Consider the following 20309-nt stretch of genomic DNA (forward strand, 5'->3'; position numbering starts at 1 on the left):
CCCGAATCGAGGCTCCCCCACGGCGGCAGCGGCATATTCACCGCCGCCAGTTGAGGACGTTACGGAAGGTGGGCACAGCGCAACACCCCCTTCGGGCCCAATCTTGAATGGCCCGAACGGACTATGGGTAAGCGGCAGATCACCCGCGGGAGTGAGCTGACGACATGCGTGATCATCCCGGCAAAGCGGGACAGCCGTGGTGCGCCACAACGGACGCCGGATGACACACGAGGCGGATTCGGACACGCCATCAACACATCGCCCGAAAAAAAGTGGGCTGGTTCCGGAACGATTCGGGGTCGCCGGACGTATTGATACGTGGCCGCACTGCTGTGACAGTTGAGAGCAGCTTAGGCCAAGGCCTGTACGCGTGTCCGGCGAATGGCGAGGTAGACCGTTCATGCCGTCGTGCCGTGCGCCGCGTCACGCCCAGTGCGTCGGGCCTGGTCCCGTATGTCACGATCCGGCACTCGAACATCCCGAGGGCGGCCCGCTCACCCGGAACGCTCATCGCTACGGATTAGGCTGCCCCCATGCCAAACAAGCGCTCCGGCGGTGGTCTGTCGGCCACGCAGCAGGCCGCCAAGTTCCTCGGTGTCAGCGTGCTCGCGGGAGCCGTGATGGCGGGCATCGCGCTGCCCGCGGCCGGCGCCCTGGGTCTCGCGGCCAAGGGTTCGGTCCAGGGCTTCGACGAGATCCCGGCCAACCTGAAGAGCCCGCAGCTCAGTCAGCGCACCAGGATCCTCGACAGCAAGGGCAACCAGATCGCCCAGGTCTACTCCCGTGACCGCACGGTGGTGGACCTCAAGGACATCTCGCCGTACATGCAGAAGGCGATCGTCGCGATCGAGGACTCGCGCTACTACCAGCACGGCGCCATCGACCTGAAGGGCGTGCTGCGGGCGCTGAACAAGAACGCGCAGAGCGGCGGCGTCGCCCAGGGCGCGTCCACGCTCACCCAGCAGCTGGTGAAGAACTACTTCATCGAGGAGGCCGGCGACGACCCGACCAAGGTCGCCGAGGCCACCCAGCAGACCCTGGGCCGCAAGGTCAAGGAGCTGAAGTACGCGATCCAGCTGGAGGAGAAGCTCGGCAAGAAGAAGATCCTCGAGAACTACCTGAACATCACCTTCTTCGGCGAGCAGGCCTACGGCGTCGAGGCCGCCTCCCAGCGCTACTTCTCCAAGCACGCCAAGGACCTGACCCTGGAGCAGTCGGCCCTGCTGGCCGGCATCGTCCAGTCACCGAGCCGCTACGACCCGGTCAACGACGAGGCCGAGGCCACCAAGCGGCGCAACACCGTGCTGGAGCGCATGGCACAGCTCGGCGACATCTCCCAGGCGGAGGCCGACAAGGCCAAGGAAGCACCGCTCGGCCTGCATGTCACCCAGCCCAAGAACGGCTGCATCACCGCCACCAAGGGCGCCGGGTTCTTCTGCAAGTACGTCGAGAACGTCTTCCTCACCGACCCGACCTTCGGCAAGACCCGGGAGGCGCGCGCCAAGCTCTGGAACCAGGGCGGCCTGACCATCCGTACGACACTGGACCCGCAGGCCCAGGACTCGGTGCAGGCCTCGATCAAGGACCACGTCTACAAGTCCGACTCGGTCGCGGCCGCCGCCACCCTGGTGGAGCCCGGCAGCGGCAAGATCCTGGCGATGGGCCAGTCGAAGCCGTACGGCTACAGCAAGAACGAGACCGAGTACAACTTCTCGGTCGACCGGGACTACGGCGGCTCCAACTACGGCTTCCCGACGGGTTCGACGTTCAAGCCGTTCGTGGCCGCGGCCGCCATCGAGGGCGGCAAGTCGGCGACACAGGAGTACTCGTCGCCGTACAAGATGAACTACCCGAGCCCCGTGCAGCAGTGCGACGGCAAGCAGTGGGTCAACACGACGGGCGAGCAGGTCGAGAACGAGAACGAGTCCGAGGTCGGGCCGTACCAGATGAAGAAGGCGATGGCGAAGTCCATCAACACCTACTTCGTCCAGCTGATCTCCGACATCGGCCTGTGCCCGGTGGTCAAGATGACCGACTCGCTCCACGTCCACCAGGGCGACGGCTCGAAGCTCCCGCAGACCCCGGCCATCGCCCTCGGCGCGATCGGCCTCTCCCCGCTGACCATGGCGAGCGCGTACGCCGCCTTCGCCGACCGCGGCATGTACTGCACGCCGGTCGCCATCGAGTCGATCACCCAGAAGATCGGCAACGAGCAGAAGTCGCTGGCCGTGCCCAAGTCGACCTGCTCGCGCGCGATGAGCGAGAAGACCGCCGACACCATCAACACCCTGCTGCGCGGTGTGGTCGACTCCGGTACCGGTCAGCAGGCCGGCCTCGACGACCGTGAGAGCGCGGGCAAGACGGGTACGACGGACGCCCGCAAGAACGCCTGGTTCGTCGGCTACACGCCGAACCTCGCGGGCGCGGTCTGGGTCGGCAGCGCCAAGCAGAACGTCGAGATGACCAACATCACCATCGGCGGCGTCTACCACTCCGAGGTCTTCGGCGCCGACACCCCGGGCCCGATCTGGAAGGACGCCATGACGGGCGCCCTGGAGGGCAAGGCGGACGAGTCCTTCAACCTCATCGACATCCCGGATGAGGGTGATAAGGGAAAAGGCGACAACACCGGCACCGGGGACGGCACCAACGGTGACACCGGTGGCCTGATCGGCGGCCTCATCGGCGGTCTGACCGACGGCGGCACGAACGACGGCGGCACGACGGACGGCGGCACCACCCCGACCCCGACGTTCTCCTTCCCCGACGGCTTCATCCAGGGCAACGGGAACGGCGGCAACGGCAACGGCGGCCGCCGGGGCTGACACCCCGCCGCGGACCGGCGGGCCTCCGGGCCTCCGGTCCGCGATCTTGCGGGCCTCCGGTCCGGCGAGCTTGCGGGCTTCTGGTCCTCCGCGGTCCTTCACGGTCCTCTACGGCCCTCTGTTACGACGGTGGGGCCGCACCTCTTCTCCAGAGGTGCGGCCCCACCGTCGTACCGCCGTACCGCCGTATGGCCGTACCGCCGTATGGCCGTATGGCATGGCCGTATGGCCGGGAACTCGCGGGTCAGCTCTGGAGGTGCTTCTTCACCGAGGCGGCGACCCGGCCGCCCTCGGCCAGGCCGGCCACCTTCGGGTTCACGATCTTCATCACGGCGCCCATGGCCCGCGGCCCCTCGGCACCCGCCGCCTTCGCCTCCTCGACGGCCTCCGCGACGATCCCGTCCAGCTCCTCGTCGGTGAGCTGCTTGGGCAGGTACCCGGCGAGCACCGCACCCTCCGCCTTCTCCCGCTCGGCGCTCTCGGCGCGACCACCCTGCGCGAAGGCGTCGGCCGCCTCCCGGCGCTTCTTCGCCTCCTTGGCGATCACCTTCAGCACCTCGTCGTCGGAGAGCTCGCGCTTCTGCTTGCCGGCGACCTCCTCGTTGGTGATCGCGGAGAGCGTCATCCGGAGCGTGGCCGAGCGGAGCTCGTCGCGGCCCTTGATCGCGGCGTTGAGGTCTTCTTGGAGCTTCGACTTGAGCGTGGTGGTCATGAATGTGATTGTCGCAGGTGCCGCACGAGGAACGCCCGCCGATTTCGGCACCCGCCGGTCTCTGGGCCCGCTCCGCGTCTGACACGATGGTCATATGCGCGCTCGATACGGAGTACCCCTGGGAATCGCGGCGTTCGGCGCCGCCGGTGTGTTGTACGCGGCCGGCTTCGAAGCCCGTTCGTTCCGCCTGCGCCGGGTCACGGTCCCGGTGCTCCCGCCGGGGATGCGCCCGCTGCGCGTGCTCCAGGTCTCCGACATCCACATGGTGAGCGGCCAGCGCAAGAAGCAGCGGTGGCTGCAATCGCTGGCGGGCCTGCGCCCGGACTTCGTGATCAACACGGGCGACAACCTGTCCGACCCGGAGGGCATCCCCGAGGTCCTGGACGCGCTGGGCCCGCTGATGGAGTTCCCGGGCGCGTACGTCTTCGGCTCCAACGACTACTACGGCCCCAAGCCGCGCAACCCCGCCCGCTACCTGGCGGAGAAGGTGAGCGGCAAGCACGGTCTGAACGGCAACCCGCCGGTGGTCGGCGCGATCCACCTCGACTGGGAGGAGCTGCGGGACGGCTTCGACGGGGCGGGCTGGCTGAACCTGACGAACACGCGGGGCGTCCTGAAGGTCGAGGGTGTCTCGGTCGAGCTGACCGGCCTGGACGACCCGCACATCAAGCGCGACCGCTACGTACAGGTGGCCGGCGGTCCGTCCGGTACGGCGGACTTCTCGATGGGCGTCGTGCACGCCCCTTACCTGCGTGTCCTGGACTCCTTCACGGCCGACGGCTACCCGCTGGTCCTCGCCGGCCACACCCACGGCGGTCAGATCTGCGTCCCGTTCTACGGTGCGCTGGTCACCAACTGCGACCTGGACGCGGACCGGGTGAAGGGCCTGTCCCGGCACACGGCGGAGGGCCGTACCTCCTACCTCCACGTCTCGGCGGGCTGCGGCACGAACCGCTACACCCCGGTCCGCTTCGCGTGCCCCCCGGAGGCGACGCTGCTGACGCTGGTGGGGCGGGAGTAAGGGCGTAACCCGCCCGGAGTACACCGAAATGCCGTGACCGCATCGCCCTCCTACGTTGAGGGCATGACGGCCCCGATACCCCCGATACCCAGGGACATCCCGGATCTCCCCGCGGTCCCGGGCACGCCCGTGCTGTGGCCCGGGCACGTTCCCGCGACGGCGGTGGTGGCCCCCACGCCACGCCCGGTGACCGCCGTGTTCCGCCTGCTGACGGCCGTGCTGGCGATCTCCGGCGTGGCCCTGGAGCTGCTGCTGGGCAGCCCGGACCGGATCCTGAGCTACTTCGGCGTCCAGGCGGCGATCCTGCTGACCCTGGTCAGCCTCTCCTCGGCCCGCCGCGCCTGGCAGGCGGGCCGCCCCCTGCCCTCGGCCCTGACCGGTGCGGCTCTGCTGTACGCCGTGATCTCGGCGCTGGTCTACCACCTGCTCCTGGGCCACACGACCCCGCCGTTCTCGATGACGGGCTCCACGCACCCGCCGGTGGCCTGGCACGGCCAGTGGCTGGCGTTGCAGCTCCTCTATACGGCGGCCCCGCTCGCGGCGGTCGTGGACTGGCTGTTCCTCACCGCTCCCGGTCGGCTCCACCTGCGCCAGACGGCGGCGTGGATGCTGTACCCGCTGGCCTACCTGACGTACACCCTCGTCCGGGCCGGCCTGCTCCTCCCCGGCACACCGGGCCGCTACCTCTACCCGTTCCTGGACGCGGAGCAGCACGGCTACCGCGGCACCCTGGCCAACGCGCTCCTGCTGGGCCTCTCCTGCTACGCCCTGGCGGTCCTCCTGGTAGCCCTGGACCACACCCGCCCGAACCCCGTCGGCCGCCGCCCCTAAACCGGATTTCGTCTCCAGCCAGCAGTGGGCTAGAGTAAACGACGTCGCCGCGACAAGCACCACAGCAGCGACACCGGGGTGTAGCGCAGCTTGGCAGCGCGCTTCGTTCGGGACGAAGAGGTCGTGGGTTCAAATCCCGCCACCCCGACGCTAAGCAGAGGGCACATACTCACGTGAGTATGTGCCCTCTGTCGTACTCGGGGGCCGCCCTCCCCCTGCGCGCCCGGTACGACGAGGTGACCGGGCGCGGCAGGGGTGCCGCATGTATACGGCGGGGGTGCCGCATGTGTGGCGTCCGTCGGTGTCAGGACGGGCTCTGTGTGACGCCTGGGCCCATGCCGGTCATGTGGACGATGTCGCCGCCCAGCTTGGGCTGGAACGCCTTGAGCACCTTCGGCTGGGCGCTGACCACCCAGCGCGTTCCGACCAGGTAGGTGCCCTGGTACATGGCGATCGTGTCCAGCCAGGTCTGTTTGTGCCGCTCCTCCGGGAACGTCGTGATGAGGTAGTCGCCGCCCTTGGTGTGGCACACGCCCTCGCGCAGTTCCTCCGCCTCGACCCGGATCTTGGGCTTGCACTGCGTCAGGTTCGCGATGACCTCGACCTTGGCGGGCGCCACGACCTGGGCCTCCTGGGCGGAGACCGTGCGGGTCTTCGAGGACTTGTCGTCGGTGGCGTCGTCCTCGCCGGTGCAGGCCGCGGTCAGCGGGAGAAGGGCCAGGCTGCCGAGGACGGCCGCTCCGCGAACGAGGCGGCCGGTGGGTGAACGTCGCTGCTGCTGGGGCACGAAAGGCTCCGAATCATCGCGGTTGCGCGGGTGAAGGGACATCCCCGAAGGGGGGTACGGCCGAGTGCCGACGGGTGTTCAGCGCGTGGGTACAGGGCGGGAGGCTTTTGGGCGGATGCGGCGCGGGTTTGCCGGCCGGTGCCGGTGCCGGTGCTCTACCGCGCGCGCGGGCCCGTGCCGGACGCCGCCGGTCAGCGGCGGAACGTCTGGAGGGCGGCCGAGTCGGTGTGCGGGCCGAGGCGGGGCTCCAGGCGTCTCTCGCCGGCTGCGGACGGGCCGCGCGGGAGGGTGTGCCGGACTCCGTGGCCGCTGCGGCGACAGAGCCCGGCTGCGGTGCGCCGGCCGACAGCGGTGCGTCGACCGGGCAGCCATAGCCATGCGCCCCGACCGGGTCGGCTCCGGCCGGGTCGGCTCATCGGTGGCGGCCGGGCTTCGGTCAGTGGGTGCGGAGTGTGGCGGTGTACACGTCCGTACGGTTCATCCGTACGGTTCAGCGGTGCGCCCGAGTGGGTCTCGGTGAGCATCGCCCGTACTCCCTTGCCGTCCGCCACCAGGCCTTGGTAGTCGCCCAGGAAGTAGCCTCCGGCCAACGGCGCCCTCAGCCAGTCGAAGACGCGCGAGATCCGCCGTTCGGTGCGGAGCTTCGGGTTTCCGTGCGGCAGCGTGGCCAGTCGGTAGGCGGTGTGTCCGCGCCGCCGGGGGCGCACAGGCTGAACGGCAGCGTGCTCCGGTGGAAGGTGCGGCCGTCCGTGGTCCAGCCGGCCGCCAGGCCGCGGGCGCCGCCGTCGTTCCAGCGGTCCTGCTGGAACACGGTGACCACCCGTTTGCGCTCGCGCGGATCGACGGACAGGTACGGCTCGACCTCGGTACCGGGGTGGACGACGCTGTCGGGGGACCTCGCTCCGTCGGTGCACCACGCGTACGGGTCGCCCTGGGACACCTTGACCAGCGGTGTGCCGTCGGGGCCCCGGTCCGCCGCGGCGGGGGTCGGGGCTACTCCGCCTGGTCCTATTCGGCGCTGCGGGCGGTGCCCTTGATGGGCCGAACGACGGAGTCTTCCCCGTGGGGGCTCGACTGTCGGGGAGCAGGCCGCGGGTGCGCTGTCCGGTCAGGTGATGGTCCGGTCAGGTGACGGCCTGGCTGGTTCCGTCAGGCAGCGTGCAGGCGTAGCCGGCGTAGGGGCGTGCAACGACCTGCCCGCCGGCGGCCGTGCAGTCGTCCCTGGAGATGTTCGGAGACGAGGCGGCCCCGGCGCCGGCAGCGCCGGCGACGCTCACGCCGGCAAGGGTTGCCGCGGCCAGGGCGAGGCCCAGGACTCTTCGCATACGCATGTCTTCCTCCTCCGAGGCGCCTTCGTTCGGCCTTCGGGAAGGACAGGTCCCAGGACGACGACGCCCTCTCTACTCAGCATGGGCGCACCACGGGAGGCCCGCGAGGCAAGGAGCGGGGCGGTGTCCGGCCCTGTCCGGCGGTGTCTAACGCGGCTCGTGGGCCGCCGCCCGGCAGGCCGCGGTCGCGGCGCCGCCCGCCACTCCGGCCCCGGTCAGCCCGGTCACACAACTCTGGACGTCTCCGCTCACGCCGCGCCCACAGGCGGCTGTGACGGAGTCCGAGGCGGTGGCACCGGCCAGTTCGGCCATCCGCGTACAGGCGGGTATGTCCGCCCGGGCCGCGGGAGCGGCGAGGACCGCGCCACCGAGGGTGAGGGTCAGACCGGTGAGGGCACCGGCGATACGGGTCGACGTGCGCATGGGACGCACCTGCCTTCCGGGGTGGTCGCGCGGCCCCGGTCCCGGAAGGCCGGATCCACGCGGGAGAGCCGCCTGGCGACGCTCGGCGCTCGGCGAACGGGGCCGGACCGGGTGAGGCGCACTCGACCCTCAACTCGCGGGCCCCTCACTCCAGCGTCGCATCCTCTCCCCCGCCCGTCCTGGGCACCCGCGGGCCGACCGTACGAAAGGCGTTGACGACCCGCTGTCGTCCGGGCGGCTGTCCGAGCGGCTGTCCAAGTCAGGGCTACCGAGGTCAGGGCTACCGAGGTCAGGGCTATCGGGAGTTGTAGGGCAGGAGCGCCGTCTCGCGTGCGCCTTGACGGCTTTCGGTCGAGGTAGGTCACGGGTCGCGGTCGTGGGCGTGGTTGAGGGAGGGCGTGGGGTGTGGGGACGATGCTCGGGCCAGGTCGCGTTCGAGCTCGTCCAGGGCCTGGCGGGCCGCCGCGATGCGGGTCAGCAGCACGGGGTCGTCCTGCCGGGCGGCGGCCGGGCGGGGACCGGTCGTGGTCCCCGTCTCCCTACCCGTCTCCCCCTCCGTCTCCCTCCCCGTCTCCATCTCCGTCTCCCTCTCCGTCCCCCTCTCCGTCTCCCGTTCCATTTCCCGGGCCTCGTCCAGGGAGGTGATGACCACGCCGATCAGGACGTTGACCAGGACGAAGGAGGCTATGAGGACGTACGAGGCGTAGTAGGCGAGGCTCCAGCGGGAGATCTCCAGGCCCGCGTGGACCGCGTCGCCGATGCCGTCCAGGGTCATCAGGAGGAACAGGGTGAGGACGGCTCGGCCGATGGAACCGTAGTGGTCGGGGTCGTGCGTGCCGAAGAAGACCCAGCCCACCATCGCGTACACGTACAGCAGCAGTGCGCCGACCAGCAGGAAGCTCAGCGTGCCGGGCAGGCTGCGCGCCACCGCGACCAGCACGATCCGCAGTTGGGGCAGGAAGCGGGCCGTGCGCAGGACGCGGGCCAGCCGCAGCAGGCGCAGCACGGTGGTGTTCTCGCGGACGACCGGGAGGAACGCGCACAGGACCACGGCCAGGTCGAACAGGTTCCACGGGTCCCTGAAGAAGTCGCGCGGGCGGTCCGCGTGGGCGGCCAGGCGCAGCAGGATCTCGGCGGTGAACGCGGCCAGGCAGGCGTGTTCGGCCAGTCGTAACCAGAAGTGCCACTGCGCGACGGCGCCGGAGTACGTCTCCACGCCGAGCAGCGCGGCGTTCAGGAGGATCACGGCGAAGACGGTCAGGGCGAACCAGCGCGCCTCCGTCACGGCTCGGCAGCGCCGGGCCAGTTCCGGGCGGCCGGGCCGGAGGTCGACGGTGTTCGTCTGGTCGTACGGCTCCGGCATCGTGCTGCCCCGGCTCCTTGTCGCGCCGGCCCGTCGTCCGGTCAACTCGACGGGGAGACAGGCCTGTTCGGTGATCACTCCTGTGATCACTCTTCGGGAGAAACTTCTACAGCACTGTAGAGCAGAGTGCCCGGCGCGGGCATCGCGGTGCGGGGGTCCGAGGGGTCAGGGCACGTCACGTCGGTAGCGGGCGGCGATCCACTCGGCTCCGCGTTCGGCCAGCACCCGCCGTCGCGCCCAACGTGAGCGCCGCGCACCGGAATTCGGGGGCCGCGATCCCGGCGGGGCGGCGGCCAGCCCCGCCAGCCGGTCCGCCGCGCGGGCCAGATCCGTCATGAGGCGGCGGCGCCGGCCCGGGGAGTCGGTCCGCACCAACGCCGTGTACAGGCCTTCGACTTCGGCGAGCGCGGCGCCCAGTCGCAGATTCGTCTCACGCACCCGCCGGATGTCTCTGTGCGGCATACACGTCCTTCCTCCCCCGACTTCAGGACCGGATCCCGCCGACTTCCATTATTGCGCAATCCGGCAATCCAGCTGGGGGCATCCGCCTGCGGGACGTCCATGTTCGTGACACCTATGTGCGGGACATCCATGTGCGGGACGTCCATGTGCGTGACACCCATGTGCGGGACGCCCATGCGCGTGACGCCCATGTGCGAGTACGTCAGCCGGAGGCGACCGCCCTGCCGGCCCTGGTCCAGTTCGCGTGCAGTTCGTCGAGGTAGGACCGGGCCTGGCTGCCGGGGGTGGCACCGCGGGCGAAGGCGAGCATGTCGGACGGGCCCGCGTTGTAGCCGAGGGCCAGCAGATCGTTCCTCGGGTACGACGCCGACCGGCCGGCGGGCAGCCGCGCGGCCAGGTCGTGCAGGTACCAGGCCTCGGCCTCGATCGCGAGATCCCGGTCGTCGGGGAGGTCCGTCCAGCTCCGGTTCGCGAAGTCACGGCCCTGCTTGACCTCGTCGAAGGTGGCCCGGTGCATGTTCGCGATGCCGAAGGCCGCGTCCGGCTTGAGTCTCTGCCAGGCCCGTTCGAAGGCCGGGTCGTGCGGCTTGTAGTCCTCGTTGTAGAGGATCGCCATGACCAGCTGAGCGCTGACGCCCGCCTGCCGGGCCCGGTCGCGCACCTGGCGGGCGTAGTCGGCGGGGTCGTACGAGTCGGAGGCCGCCGAGACGGTCGGGGATGCCGAGACGGACGAGGAGGACGCCGAAGCGGACGGGGACGCCGAGGCGGACGAGGCTGCCGCGGCGGACGGAGTCGGTGGCGCAGACGGCGTGGGCGAGGCCGGCGACGGGGACGCGGTGGGTGCCGGGTGCCGTGCCGGAGGCGTCGCGTCGCTCTGTGAGGTGTGCGCCGCCCGGACGATGACGTACAGCACGAGGGCGAACACCAGCACGGAGATCCAGCGCGTCCGCCTCGACGTCCGGGAATCGGACATTCCTTGCCCTTTCTCCCACTTGGTCCGGAACTCTTCTACCGCAGGCGGACTAAGAACCGCGTGAGCCGGTGCTGTGCGGCGGGAGAGGAGAAGGGTCATGAGCGGGAGGTGGCCCCGAGCTAGGATCTACACAGCTGTAGAGGAGGACGCACGTGGCGGAGCCGGATCCGCGCGGCCGGCGCAGGGCGCAGGGCGCGCTGGAGACCCAGGTGCTCGCGGCGCTGCACCAGGCCGACGGGCCGGTGACGGCGGGCTGGGTGCGGGAGCGGCTGGCCGCCGGCCTCGCCTACACGACCGTGATGACGGTGCTGGGCCGCCTGCTGGCGAAGGACGCCGTCACCCGCAGACGCGAGGGCCGGTCGTTCGTGTGGCTGCCCGCCGCCGACCAGGCGGGGCTCGCCGCGCTGAAGATGCGCCGGGTGCTGGACGGTGAGCGGGACCGGCGGGCGGTCCTGGCCAGTTTCGTCACCACGCTGCCCGAGGGCGACGAGCGGTTGCTGCGGGAACTGCTGCGGCACGCGGGCGACGGGGACTGAGCGCATCCGTGGGCATCTTCGTCTTCCTGCCGCTGGTACTGCCGTTGACGGCGTGGCCGATCGCGCGCCTGGGCGAACAGCGCCTCGATCCCCGTACCGCCACCGTGCTGCTCACCACGGTCGCCGCCGTCATGGCGCTGTGCAGCACGGTGTGCTTGGCACTGCTGATGGTGGTCGGCACCGCGCAGCTCCCCGGCAACCCCCTTCCGGACGGCTGGTCGGACCCCGAGGTGCGGGAGAGCGTGCCGCGGCACGGGGTCGCCGGGAAGGCGGCGATCCCGGCGCTGCTCGCGGTCGTCGCCGGCTGCGCGGGCACGCTGTTCAGGCACCGCCGGGTCAGACGCCGGGCCCACCGGGCGCTGCGGGGCCTGCCGCACACGGAGGTCGCGGTCCTGCCGGACTCCCGGGCGTACGCCTACGCGCTGCCGGGCGGTCCGTACGGCCGCGTCGTGGTGTCCACGGCGATGCTCGCGTGCCTGGCGTCCCGGGAGCGGCGCGCCCTGTTCGCCCATGAACGCGCCCACCTGCGGGCCCGGCACCACCGCTACCTGCTGCTGGCCCGGCTGGCGGCCCACGCCAACCCGTTCCTGCTGCCGCTGCGGACCGCCGTCGCCTGCACGGTGGAACGCTGGGCGGACGAGGAGGCGGCGCGGACCGTCGGAGACCGCCGCGCGGTCGCCCGGGCGATCGGCACGGCGGCCCTCGTCTCGCGGGGCACCCCCGCGCCCACCCTGGCCGGTCTCGCCGCGCCGGGCCCGCTGCCGCGCCGGGTCGCCGCCCTGCTCGGCCCGCCGCCCGCGGTACGCCGCTGGCCGTCGCCGTTCACCACCGCGGGGCTGGCGGTGTGGACGGCCACCACCGGCACCCTGCTCTCGGCCATGTCCTCCGCCAACTCGGCGTTCACCCTGCTGCTCCTCCTGCACGCGGCCACGCCTCTCGCCTAGGTCCCGCGCGGGTCCGCCCCCGATCCTCCTTCGAGCCAGGCTCGAGGCCCCGGCCGCAGCCTGCTGAAGGCCCGAGTAACGGACCTGATGCGCTGCACGTACGGAGGCGATATGACTCGGCGCGTTGTGATCACCGGCATCGGGGTGCGTACCCCGGGCGGCCTGGGAACGAAGGCGTTCTGGTCGCTGCTCAGCGAGGGGCGGACGGCCACCCGGAGGATCTCCCGTTTCGACCCCTCCCCCTTCAGGTCCCGGATCGCGGGCGAGGTGGACTTCGACGCCGAGGCGGAGGGGTTCAGCCCGCGCGAGGTGCGCAGGATGGACCGCGCGACCCAGTTCGCCGTCGCCTGCACCCGGGACGCGGTCGCCGACAGCGGCCTGGAGACCACCGCTCTGGACCCGGCCCGCATCGGCGTGAGCCTGGGCAGCGCGGTGGCGTCCGCGACCAGCCTGGAGCGGGAGTACCTGGTGCTGTCCGACAGTGGCCGGCAGTGGCTGGTGGACGACGGTTTCCTCTCCCCGCACATGGCCGACTACCTCAGTCCGGGGGTGATGCCCGCCGAGGTGGCCTGGAGCGTGGGCGCCGAGGGCCCGGTGACGATGGTGTCCGACGGCTGCACCTCCGGCCTGGACGCGGTCGGGCACGGCGTCCAGCTGATCCGGGAGGGAACCGTCGACGTCGTCCTCGCGGGGGCGTCCGACACCCCGGTCTCGCCGATCGTCGTCGCCTGCTTCGACGCCATCAAGGCGACCACGCCCCGCAACGACGACCCGGAGCACGCCTCCCGGCCGTTCGACGGCTCGCGCAACGGCTTCGTCCTGGCGGAGGGCGCCGCGATGTTCGTCCTGGAGGAGTACGAGGCGGCCCGGGCACGCGGCGCGCAGATCTACGCGGAGGTCGGCGGGTTCGCGACCCGCTGCAACGCCTACCACATGACCGGTCTGAAGACGGACGGCCGGGAGATGGCCGAGGCGATCCGGGCGGCGCTCGACGAGGCCCGCCTCGACCGCACGGCCGTCGACTACGTCAACGCGCACGGCTCCGGCACCAAGCAGAACGACCGCCACGAGACCGCAGCGCTCAAGCGCAGCCTGGGCGCGCACGCCTACGACGTGCCGGTCAGCTCCATCAAGTCGATGGTCGGGCACTCGCTGGGCGCCATCGGGTCCATCGAGATCGCGGCCTGCGCGCTCGCCATCAGGACCAACGTCGTACCGCCCACGGCCAATCTGCACACCCCCGACCCCGAGTGCGACCTGGACTACGTGCCGCTGACCGCCCGCGACAAGCAGGTGGACACCGTGCTGTCGGTCGGCAGCGGGTTCGGCGGGTTCCAGAGCGCGATGGTGCTGCACCGACCGGAGGTCGCCGCATGAACGGCCGTACGGACAGCGGCGCCGATGCCGTGGTCGTCACCGGTGTCTCGGTGGTGGCGCCGGGCGGTCTGGGGACCGAGGAGTACTGGAAGTCCGTGCTCACCGGCCGCAGCGGCATCGGGGAGCTCACCCGGTTCGACGTCACGCGCTACCCGGCCCGGCTCGCCGGGCAGATCAGGGACTTCGAGGCGGCCGACCACCTGCCCAGCCGGCTGCTGCCGCAGACCGACGTCTCGACCCGCTACGCGCTGGCCGCCGCGGCCTGGGCGCTCGCCGACGCCGGCGTGGCCGCCGGGACACTGCCCGACTACGACATGGGCGTGGTGACCTCCACCTCGCAGGGCGGGTTCGAGTTCACCCACCGGGAGTTCAACAAGCTCTGGAGCAAGGGCCCGCAGCACGTCAGCGTCTACGAGTCGTTCGCCTGGTTCTACGCCGTGAACACCGGGCAGATCTCCATCCGGCACGGCATGCGCGGCCCGAGCGCCGCGCTCGTCGCGGAGCAGGCGGGCGGCCTGGACGCGGTGGGGCACGCCCGCCGTACCGTGCGCCGGGGCACCCGGCTGGTGCTGAGCGGCGGGGTGGACTCCGCGTTCGATCCGTGGGGCTGGGTGGCGCAGTCGGCGAGCGGCCGGGTCACCACGGCGACCGACCCGGAGCGCGCGTACCTGCCCTTCGACACCGCCGCGTCCGGGCACGTGCCCGCCGAGGGCGGCGCGATCCTGGTCGTCGAGGACGCCGGCTCGGCCCGGCTGCGCGGCGCGGAGCGGATCTACGGGACGCTCGCCGGGTACGCGTCCACCTTCGACCCGCGGCCCGGTTCGGGACGCCCGCCCGGCCTGCGCCGCACGGCCGAACTGGCGCTGGCGGACGCGGGGCTGGCGCCGGGCGACGTCGACGTGGTGTTCGCCGACGCGGCCGGGGTGCCGGAGCTCGACCGGGCCGAGGCGGCGGCGATCAGCGGCCTGTTCGGGCCGAACGCGGTCCCGGTGACCGCGCCCAAGTCCGTCACCGGCCGGATGTACGCGGGCGGCGGTCCGGCCGACCTGGTCGCCGCGCTGCTCGCCGTCCGGGACAGCGTGGTCCCGGCGACCGCGCACACCACGTCGGTGCCCGCCGGCTACGGCATCGACCTCGTCCTCGGGGAACCCCGCGCCCTGCCCGTACGGGCCGCGCTGGTGCTCGCCCGCGGACGCTGGGGCTTCAACTCGGCGGTCGTCGTGACCGGCCCGACGCGCTGACGCCCCCCTTCGACCCATCAACTCCTGGCAGGAGACCACGTCATGGCACACATCCAGATCGACGACCTGCGGCGCATCCTCGTCGCCTGCGCCGGTGAGGACGACGGCATCGACCTGAGCGGCGACATCCTCGACACCTCCTTCGGTGACCTGGGGTACGACTCGCTCGCTCTGATGGAGACCGCCGCCCGGATCGAACGGGACTACGGGGTGGCCCTCGCGGACGACGTGATCGCCGACGCGAGGACGCCGCGCGACCTGCTCGACCTGGTCAACCGGGCCGTCCCGGCGGACGCCCGGTGACGGCCGGACCCCGCCCGCTGCACGCCGAGCACACCCGGGTGGTGCACGCGCCGCCCGGCCCGCTGTACGACCTGGTGGCGGACGTGACGCTGTGGCCGGCCGTCTTCGGCCCCACCGTGCACGCCCGCCGGCTGGAAGGCGGCCGGGACAGCGAGCGGATCCGGCTCTGGGCGACGGTGAACGGCCGGGTGAGCGACTGGGTGTCGCGCCGCACCCTCGACCCGGGCCGGCTCACGGTCGGCTTCGAGCAGGAGGTCAGCAGTGCGCCGGTCGCCTCGATGGGCGGCGAGTGGCTCTTCCGTGAGCTGGGCGGCGACCGGACCGAGGTCGTCCTGCGGCACCACTTCACGGTCGTCGACGACGACCCGGCCGCCGTGTCCTGGGTGCAGGAGGCGCTGGACCGCAACAGCGCGGCGGAACTCGGCGCGCTGGCCCGGATCGTGGAGACCGGGCACCCACCGCGGGAGATCGTGTTCTCGTTCACCGACACCCTCGCGCTGACCGGCCCGGCGGACGCGGCCTACGAGTTCGTGGCCCGTGCCGACCTGTGGCCCGAGCGGCTTCCGCACGTGGCCGGGGTGACCCTCACCGAGACCGCGCCCGGGGTGCAGGACCTGCGGATGGAGACGGCGACGGCGGACGGCTCGACCCACACCACCCATTCGGTACGGGTGTGCCGGCGGCCGGAGTGGATCGCGTACAAGCAGCTCCGCACCCCGGAGCTGCTGCTCGGGCACAGCGGGCTGTGGACGTTCGGCGAGGGACCGGACGGGCCGTTCGCCACCGCGAGCCACACGGTGGCCCTGAACCCCGAGGCGGTGTCCCGGGAGCTGGGGGCGGACCGCACGACCGCGGACGCGCGGCGGCACGTGCGGGAACTGCTCGGCCGCAACAGCCGCACCACGCTGGCGCACGCGGCCGGGCAGAGCGCCCCGGCCCGGTAGCGGTAGCCGGCGGGCAGCAACGGACGGCCGGACACGAACGGGCGGGGTCCCGGCGGTGAACCACCGCCGGGACCCCGCCCGTTCAGCTGTTGAGCCCGTTCAGCTGTTGAGCCCGTGCAGCTGTTGAGCCCGTGCAGCCGTTGCGCCCGTACCGTTGCGCCCGTTCAGCCGTTGCGCCCGTTCAGCCCGTTCAGCCGTCCGTGATCCGGATCCTGGCGAGCAGGGCGGGTCCGTCGGGGCGGCCGGTGACGACGCCGTTCATGCCCTTCGACGGCTGCTCCCAGCGGTAGCCCCAGACGGGCCCGGTGCCGTCAGGGCCGCCGCCCAGCGCCACCTCGGCCACGCCGTCGGGTCCGGCGGTCACCGTCCAGGTAAGACACGGCAGGGTGAAGGTCGTACCGGACACGAAGGGCCCGGGGGCGTGCAGCATCAGCGCGCCCCCGGCCGGCCGGGTGTACGGCTCGGTGCCGCCGAGGCCGCTGCCGCCGGACAGGACGGCGCCGCCCGGGTCCGCGTCCCGCGGCGGGACGAAGCCCAGCCGCAGGTCCTGGACCCGGCTGCTGAACCGGGGGTCGAAGGTGAGCGGTTCGGGCCGCACGGCGACGGTGAACGACTCGCCGGGCCGGACCGTGCCGGGGGCCGTGACGGTGAAGCCGAGCCGGTAGGGGATGTCATGGGTGTCACCGGCGGGTTCGGTGTACACCTGGCAGGTCAGCGCGACCGTGACGACGGCCGGGGTGGTCGGCGCGGTCATCCGTCACCCTTCCCGTACGGCCGTGACGAGTCCGCCGGCGCCGGTGCCGGTCCGTTCGTCGAGGAACGCCTCCCGCCCGTAGCGCAGGTGGAGTTCCTCCATGGTCGGGGCGTCGGCGGGCCGCCAGCCGTGCCGGACCAGCCAGCCCGACGGGTCGGGCTGGGTGGAGCGCCACGGGGCGTTGATCGAGGACTGCATGCGCTTGAAGCCGCTGACGTCGCCGCGGTAGGTGGTGGTGGGGTTGACCACCTCGATGCCGAACCGGCTGCCGAGCGCGGACAGTTCACCGACCCGGTCGACGAGCCGGTCGTTGTCGGTCTCGGTGAGGTACGGCAGCAGGCCCTCCGCGAGCCAGGCCGTCGGCGCCTGCGGACTGAAGCCGGCGGCCGTGAGGGCGGCGCCCCAGTCCTCCCGCAGGTCCGCCGGGACGGCCGTGCGACCGCGGGTGGGCTCGGTGCTCTCGCCCAGGACGTCGTACTTGAAGGCCAGCACGTCCGGCAGGTCGATCTCGAACACCCGGGTCCCGGCGGGCCAGTCGAGCCGCAGCGCGCGGGTGTCCAGGCCGGCGGCGAGGATGACCACCTGGGAGCAGCCGCCGCGGGCCGCGGCCAGCAGGTAGTCGTCGAACAGCGCGGTCCGCAGGGCTATGTAGCCGCCGAAGATCTTCATGCCGGCGACCGTCTCGTCGCCGACGGCGTCCACGAAGGCCTTGGCGTACGGGTCGTCGAAGAGCCGGTCGTCGCGGGCGCTCTCCCGTGCCCGGGCCAGCGCCACGCCGACCGCCGTGAGTCCGACGCCCTCGGGCAGCCGGCGTCCGTCGCCGTGTGGCGGTGCGCCGCCGAGTCGTGCCTGGTCGAGCTCGCCCATGCGCGCTCCCCTTTCCTTTCCTGTGCCGGATCACCGTGTGCCGGGTCAACCTGTGTCAGGTGCACTTGTGCCGGGTGTACCTGTGCCGAATCCACTCGTGCCGGGTGCACCTGTGCCGGGTGCACCTGTGCCGAATCCACTTGTGTCAGGTGCCGCTCGACTTCCGCTGGAAGCGGCCGAAAGACGTCGTCGGGCCGGGCCGCGCCTCGTGCGGGCCGCCGTGCCCGAGCCATGCTTGAGCCCCGGTCGAGTCCCCTCGGCCAGCCTGACGACGGACGTGCGGCGCCGCCGTACCGACGAACGGAGGTCGTTTCCAGTGACTGGTGCTCAGCGGCAGGAGGCAGACCCGGCAGCCGTCGCCGACCGCCCGGCGGGGCGTCGGCTGCGGGTCGGCGGGGATCTGCCGTACTTCGACGATCCGGCCGAACTCCGCGACTACGTCCAGGCGTTCGAGGATCTCGGATACGACCACCTGGGCTTCGGAGAGCACGTGGTCTCGGCCCGGACCGACGACTGGCCCTCGGAGATCTCCCCGTGCGCGCCCTGGCACGAGTCGTTCACGCAGGCCGCCTACCTCGCGGCGGTCACCTCCCGGGTGGAGCTGACCGCCGCCGTGCTGCTGCCGCAGCGGCCGGTGGCGCTCGCCGCCAAGCAGGCGGCCGAGGTGGACCTGCTGTCCGGCGGCCGGCTCAGGCTGTCGGTGAGCGTCGGCTGGAACCGCGACGAGGTCCGCGCCCTGGGCGTGGACCCGGCCGTCCGCGGCCGGCTGATCGAGGAGCAGATCGAGGCGATGCGGCTGCTGTGGGAGCAGCCGGCGGTGAGTTACACGGGTGAGCTGGTGCGGCTGCGGGACGTGGCGCTCAACCCGCGCCCCGTGCGGCGGCTGCCGGTGTGGATGGGCGGCGGCGACTTCGCCGGGGGCGGGGTGCCCCGGCCCGCCGTCCTGGACCGGATGGCCCGGCTGGCGGACGGCTTCCGGATGTTCGGGCCGCTGATGCGGGACACCGGGACCGGGCTGAAGGTCGTCGCGCGCCTGCGCGAGCTGGTCGCCAGGTACGGCCGGGACGAGGAGTCCTTCGGGATCGAGGCGCGGATCCCGTTGCAGCTGGTGCCGGAGCAGGAGTGGGCCGGGCGGCTCGCCTTCTGGCGGGACGCGGGCGCCACGCACGTCTCGCTGTCCAACCGGCGCGGGGCGGGCGGCGCGGACGCCGAGATCGCCAGGCTGGCCCGGTTCGTGGAGCTGACCCGGCAGGACTGGTGACGCCGGAGCGCCACGCCGGCTGACGCCCATCGCCCGGTACGGGGGTCAGCCGGCGGCCGTCGGCACGTCCCGGGCGTGCACGCCGGGGACGTCGGGATCGAGGTTCCAGGCGACGACGCGGACGGGGTGGATGCGGATCAGCTCGCCGCTGAAGTACGGGTTGGGCGGGGTCTGGTCGCGCAGGGCCTCGGCCCGGCCGCGGATCTCGATGCCCCGGCCGCGGTACGGCGAGTCGGTGCTGCCGGCGGGCGCGAAGTCGTCCACGACGAACGAGACCTCCGGCCGTGCCTCGATGTTGCGGAACTTCCGGCTGGCCGCGAGGTTCGGGCCGCCGATGTCGATGGTGCCGGTGTCCGTGTCGAGGACGAAGCTGACCGGACGGTTCTGCGGCTCGCCGGACGGGCCGACCGTCGCCAGCCGGCCGTGTCCCTGCGCGGCCAGGTAGCCGAGTTCCGCCTCGCTGAACGGCACGCTCATCGCGGGTTCCCCTCGTCGGGTGCGTCGGGTGCGTCGGTTACATCGGGGGCGTCGGGTGCGTCGGTTCCATCGGGTGCGTCGGCTTCGGTCACGGTCCCTTCCGTGGACCGCGGTGCGGTGCCGCCGCCGAGGTGGCGGATGAGCCGGCGCAGCTGCTCGCCGTAGGAGGCGTCGAACTCCGGAGAGCCGGGGTCGAGACCGGTCACCTGGCGGGCCGTCTGCGGCAGTACGACCGGGGCCAGGATGATGCCCATGAGGGCCAGCCGGACGAAGCCCGGGTCGAGGTCGTCGGCGATCTCGCCGCGCTCCTGGGCCTGGCGCAGGTTGGCCACGTCCTGGCCGAGCGTGGCGTCGTCGTACGTCTCGCCCGCCGTGGAGTCTCCGGTCAGGCCCCGCCAGATGAGCAGCCGGGCCGGGCGCGGGTCCGCGAGGCCGGCGGCGAGGTAGCGGGCGGCGACCTCCTCCAGCGGCAGGTCCGGGTCGGCGAAGACCGTCTCGCGCTCCGGCCAGCCGCGCTGGATCTCGCGGTAGAGCCCTTCCTTGCCGCCGAAGTAGTAGTTGATCAGCTGTTTGTTGACGCCCGCGCGGGCCGCGATGTCCTGGACGCGGGCACCGGCGAAGCCCTTCTCGGCGAACTCGTCCAGGGCGGCCTCGCACAGCGCCCTGCGGGATCGCTCGGCGTCCCGCTGCCGCTCCTCGGGGGCCGGGGAACGGCGCGACCCCTGTCGCCCGCTCGCCGCCGGTGGGGTCTCCTCGGCCGTCGGGCCGGTCGTCGAGGTCATGATGCCAGCCTAACAAAGCCGTCAACCATCGACCTGACTGAATCAGCCAACTTCCAGCCTTAATCAACCAGTCGTTTGACAGAGGAGAACGGTCGGTT

The 20309-nt window shown here is 72.1% G+C and carries 22 protein-coding genes and 1 tRNA gene; 11 read left to right on the forward strand and 12 right to left on the reverse strand.

Translation table 11 applies throughout. The annotated features are described in order from the left end of the window. Positions 1–533: 533 nt before the first annotated feature. The gene (locus AAW13_RS35390) at positions 534–2825 is read left to right on the forward strand and encodes a transglycosylase domain-containing protein (protein WP_046730342.1); all 2292 of its coding nucleotides are present in this window, start codon (positions 534–536) and stop codon (positions 2823–2825) included. 244 nt (positions 2826–3069) lie between these two features. Here the strand turns inward: AAW13_RS35390 and AAW13_RS35395 are convergent, their stop codons facing one another. Then, entirely contained in the window at positions 3070–3537 is a 468-nt protein-coding gene (locus AAW13_RS35395) for a GatB/YqeY domain-containing protein (protein ID WP_046730341.1), read from the reverse strand. A gap of 94 nt (positions 3538–3631) precedes the next feature. Here AAW13_RS35395 and AAW13_RS35400 point away from each other — a divergent pair, with 94 nt between their 5' ends. The 3 genes from AAW13_RS35400 to AAW13_RS35410 all read left to right on the forward strand — a co-directional run bounded on the left by AAW13_RS35400 (position 3632) and on the right by AAW13_RS35410 (position 5537). After that, positions 3632–4558, forward strand: coding sequence for a metallophosphoesterase (locus AAW13_RS35400; protein ID WP_046730340.1), 927 nt, complete (start codon positions 3632–3634; stop codon positions 4556–4558). A 63-nt stretch (positions 4559–4621) separates the two neighbouring features. After that, positions 4622–5389 (forward strand): Pr6Pr family membrane protein, encoded by a 768-nt coding sequence (locus tag AAW13_RS35405; RefSeq protein WP_046730339.1) that lies wholly within the window; start codon positions 4622–4624, stop codon positions 5387–5389. A 74-nt stretch (positions 5390–5463) separates the two neighbouring features. Then, positions 5464–5537 (forward strand) — tRNA-Pro (locus AAW13_RS35410). Positions 5538–5693: 156 nt separating this feature from the next. Here the strand turns inward: AAW13_RS35410 and AAW13_RS35415 are convergent. From AAW13_RS35415 to AAW13_RS35445, 7 genes are all read right to left on the reverse strand, one after another. Further along, on the reverse strand, positions 5694–6176 hold the full coding sequence (locus tag AAW13_RS35415) for a lipoprotein (protein WP_046730338.1): 483 nt from the start codon (positions 6174–6176) through the stop codon (positions 5694–5696). A gap of 598 nt (positions 6177–6774) precedes the next feature. Further along, positions 6775–7116, reverse strand: coding sequence for a hypothetical protein (locus AAW13_RS47140; protein ID WP_046730337.1), 342 nt, complete (start codon positions 7114–7116; stop codon positions 6775–6777). A gap of 184 nt (positions 7117–7300) precedes the next feature. After that, on the reverse strand, positions 7301–7507 hold the full coding sequence (locus AAW13_RS35425) for a hypothetical protein (RefSeq protein WP_046730336.1): 207 nt from the start codon (positions 7505–7507) through the stop codon (positions 7301–7303). Between the two features lie 144 nt (positions 7508–7651). Continuing rightward, positions 7652–7927 carry a hypothetical protein gene (locus AAW13_RS35430; RefSeq protein WP_046730335.1) on the reverse strand — a complete coding sequence of 92 codons (276 nt, stop codon included), beginning with the start codon at positions 7925–7927 and terminating at the stop codon, positions 7652–7654. Positions 7928–8288: 361 nt separating this feature from the next. Further along, positions 8289–9290, reverse strand: a complete 1002-nt coding sequence (locus AAW13_RS35435) for an ion transporter (protein WP_046730334.1) — start codon at positions 9288–9290, stop codon at positions 8289–8291. A 165-nt stretch (positions 9291–9455) separates the two neighbouring features. Next, positions 9456–9752 carry a hypothetical protein gene (locus AAW13_RS35440; RefSeq protein ID WP_046730333.1) on the reverse strand — a complete coding sequence of 99 codons (297 nt, stop codon included), beginning with the start codon at positions 9750–9752 and terminating at the stop codon, positions 9456–9458. A gap of 202 nt (positions 9753–9954) precedes the next feature. Then, positions 9955–10725, reverse strand: coding sequence for a hypothetical protein (locus tag AAW13_RS35445; RefSeq protein ID WP_046730332.1), 771 nt, complete (start codon positions 10723–10725; stop codon positions 9955–9957). A gap of 152 nt (positions 10726–10877) precedes the next feature. Between AAW13_RS35445 and AAW13_RS35450 the strand changes: the two genes are divergently transcribed. The 6 genes from AAW13_RS35450 to AAW13_RS35475 all read left to right on the forward strand — a co-directional run bounded on the left by AAW13_RS35450 (position 10878) and on the right by AAW13_RS35475 (position 16070). Next, the gene (locus AAW13_RS35450; protein WP_046730331.1) at positions 10878–11261 is read left to right on the forward strand and encodes a BlaI/MecI/CopY family transcriptional regulator; all 384 of its coding nucleotides are present in this window, start codon (positions 10878–10880) and stop codon (positions 11259–11261) included. A gap of 8 nt (positions 11262–11269) precedes the next feature. Further along, entirely contained in the window at positions 11270–12205 is a 936-nt protein-coding gene (locus AAW13_RS35455) for a M56 family metallopeptidase (RefSeq protein WP_046730330.1), read from the forward strand. Between the two features lie 111 nt (positions 12206–12316). Continuing rightward, a complete protein-coding gene (locus AAW13_RS35460) occupies positions 12317–13582 on the forward strand; it encodes a beta-ketoacyl-[acyl-carrier-protein] synthase family protein (RefSeq protein WP_071659785.1) in 1266 nt (421 codons plus the stop codon). Beyond that, on the forward strand, positions 13579–14823 hold the full coding sequence (locus AAW13_RS35465) for a ketosynthase chain-length factor (protein WP_071659786.1): 1245 nt from the start codon (positions 13579–13581) through the stop codon (positions 14821–14823). Before AAW13_RS35460 ends, AAW13_RS35465 begins: the two co-directional genes overlap by 4 nt. A 42-nt stretch (positions 14824–14865) precedes the next feature. Next, positions 14866–15126 carry an acyl carrier protein gene (locus tag AAW13_RS35470; protein WP_046733492.1) on the forward strand — a complete coding sequence of 87 codons (261 nt, stop codon included), beginning with the start codon at positions 14866–14868 and terminating at the stop codon, positions 15124–15126. After that, the gene (locus AAW13_RS35475; RefSeq protein WP_046733491.1) at positions 15123–16070 is read left to right on the forward strand and encodes an aromatase/cyclase; all 948 of its coding nucleotides are present in this window, start codon (positions 15123–15125) and stop codon (positions 16068–16070) included. Before AAW13_RS35470 ends, AAW13_RS35475 begins: the two co-directional genes overlap by 4 nt. Positions 16071–16260: 190 nt before the next feature. On the opposite strand, the gene AAW13_RS35480 is transcribed toward AAW13_RS35475, so the two are convergent. Both AAW13_RS35480 and AAW13_RS35485 read right to left on the reverse strand, forming a co-directional pair. Further along, positions 16261–16824: a hypothetical protein gene (locus tag AAW13_RS35480; protein ID WP_052768782.1), complete on the reverse strand. Its 564-nt coding sequence runs from the start codon at positions 16822–16824 to the stop codon at positions 16261–16263. Positions 16825–16827: 3 nt separating this feature from the next. After that, positions 16828–17691 carry an SAM-dependent methyltransferase gene (locus tag AAW13_RS35485; RefSeq protein ID WP_079179091.1) on the reverse strand — a complete coding sequence of 288 codons (864 nt, stop codon included), beginning with the start codon at positions 17689–17691 and terminating at the stop codon, positions 16828–16830. 316 nt (positions 17692–18007) lie between these two features. Between AAW13_RS35485 and AAW13_RS35490 the strand changes: the two genes are divergently transcribed. After that, positions 18008–18952 (forward strand): TIGR03619 family F420-dependent LLM class oxidoreductase, encoded by a 945-nt coding sequence (locus AAW13_RS35490; protein ID WP_052768781.1) that lies wholly within the window; start codon positions 18008–18010, stop codon positions 18950–18952. Positions 18953–18997: 45 nt separating this feature from the next. Here the strand turns inward: AAW13_RS35490 and AAW13_RS35495 are convergent, their stop codons facing one another. Next, entirely contained in the window at positions 18998–19429 is a 432-nt protein-coding gene (locus AAW13_RS35495; protein ID WP_206306330.1) for a PPOX class F420-dependent oxidoreductase, read from the reverse strand. Then, a complete protein-coding gene (locus AAW13_RS35500) occupies positions 19426–20211 on the reverse strand; it encodes a TetR family transcriptional regulator (protein WP_063777123.1) in 786 nt (261 codons plus the stop codon). Before AAW13_RS35500 ends, AAW13_RS35495 begins: the two co-directional genes overlap by 4 nt. Positions 20212–20309 lie beyond the last annotated feature (98 nt).

This window comes from Streptomyces humi (assembly GCF_001005085.2).
In the GTDB taxonomy this organism is placed as follows: Bacteria; Actinomycetota; Actinomycetes; order Streptomycetales; family Streptomycetaceae; genus Streptomyces; species Streptomyces humi.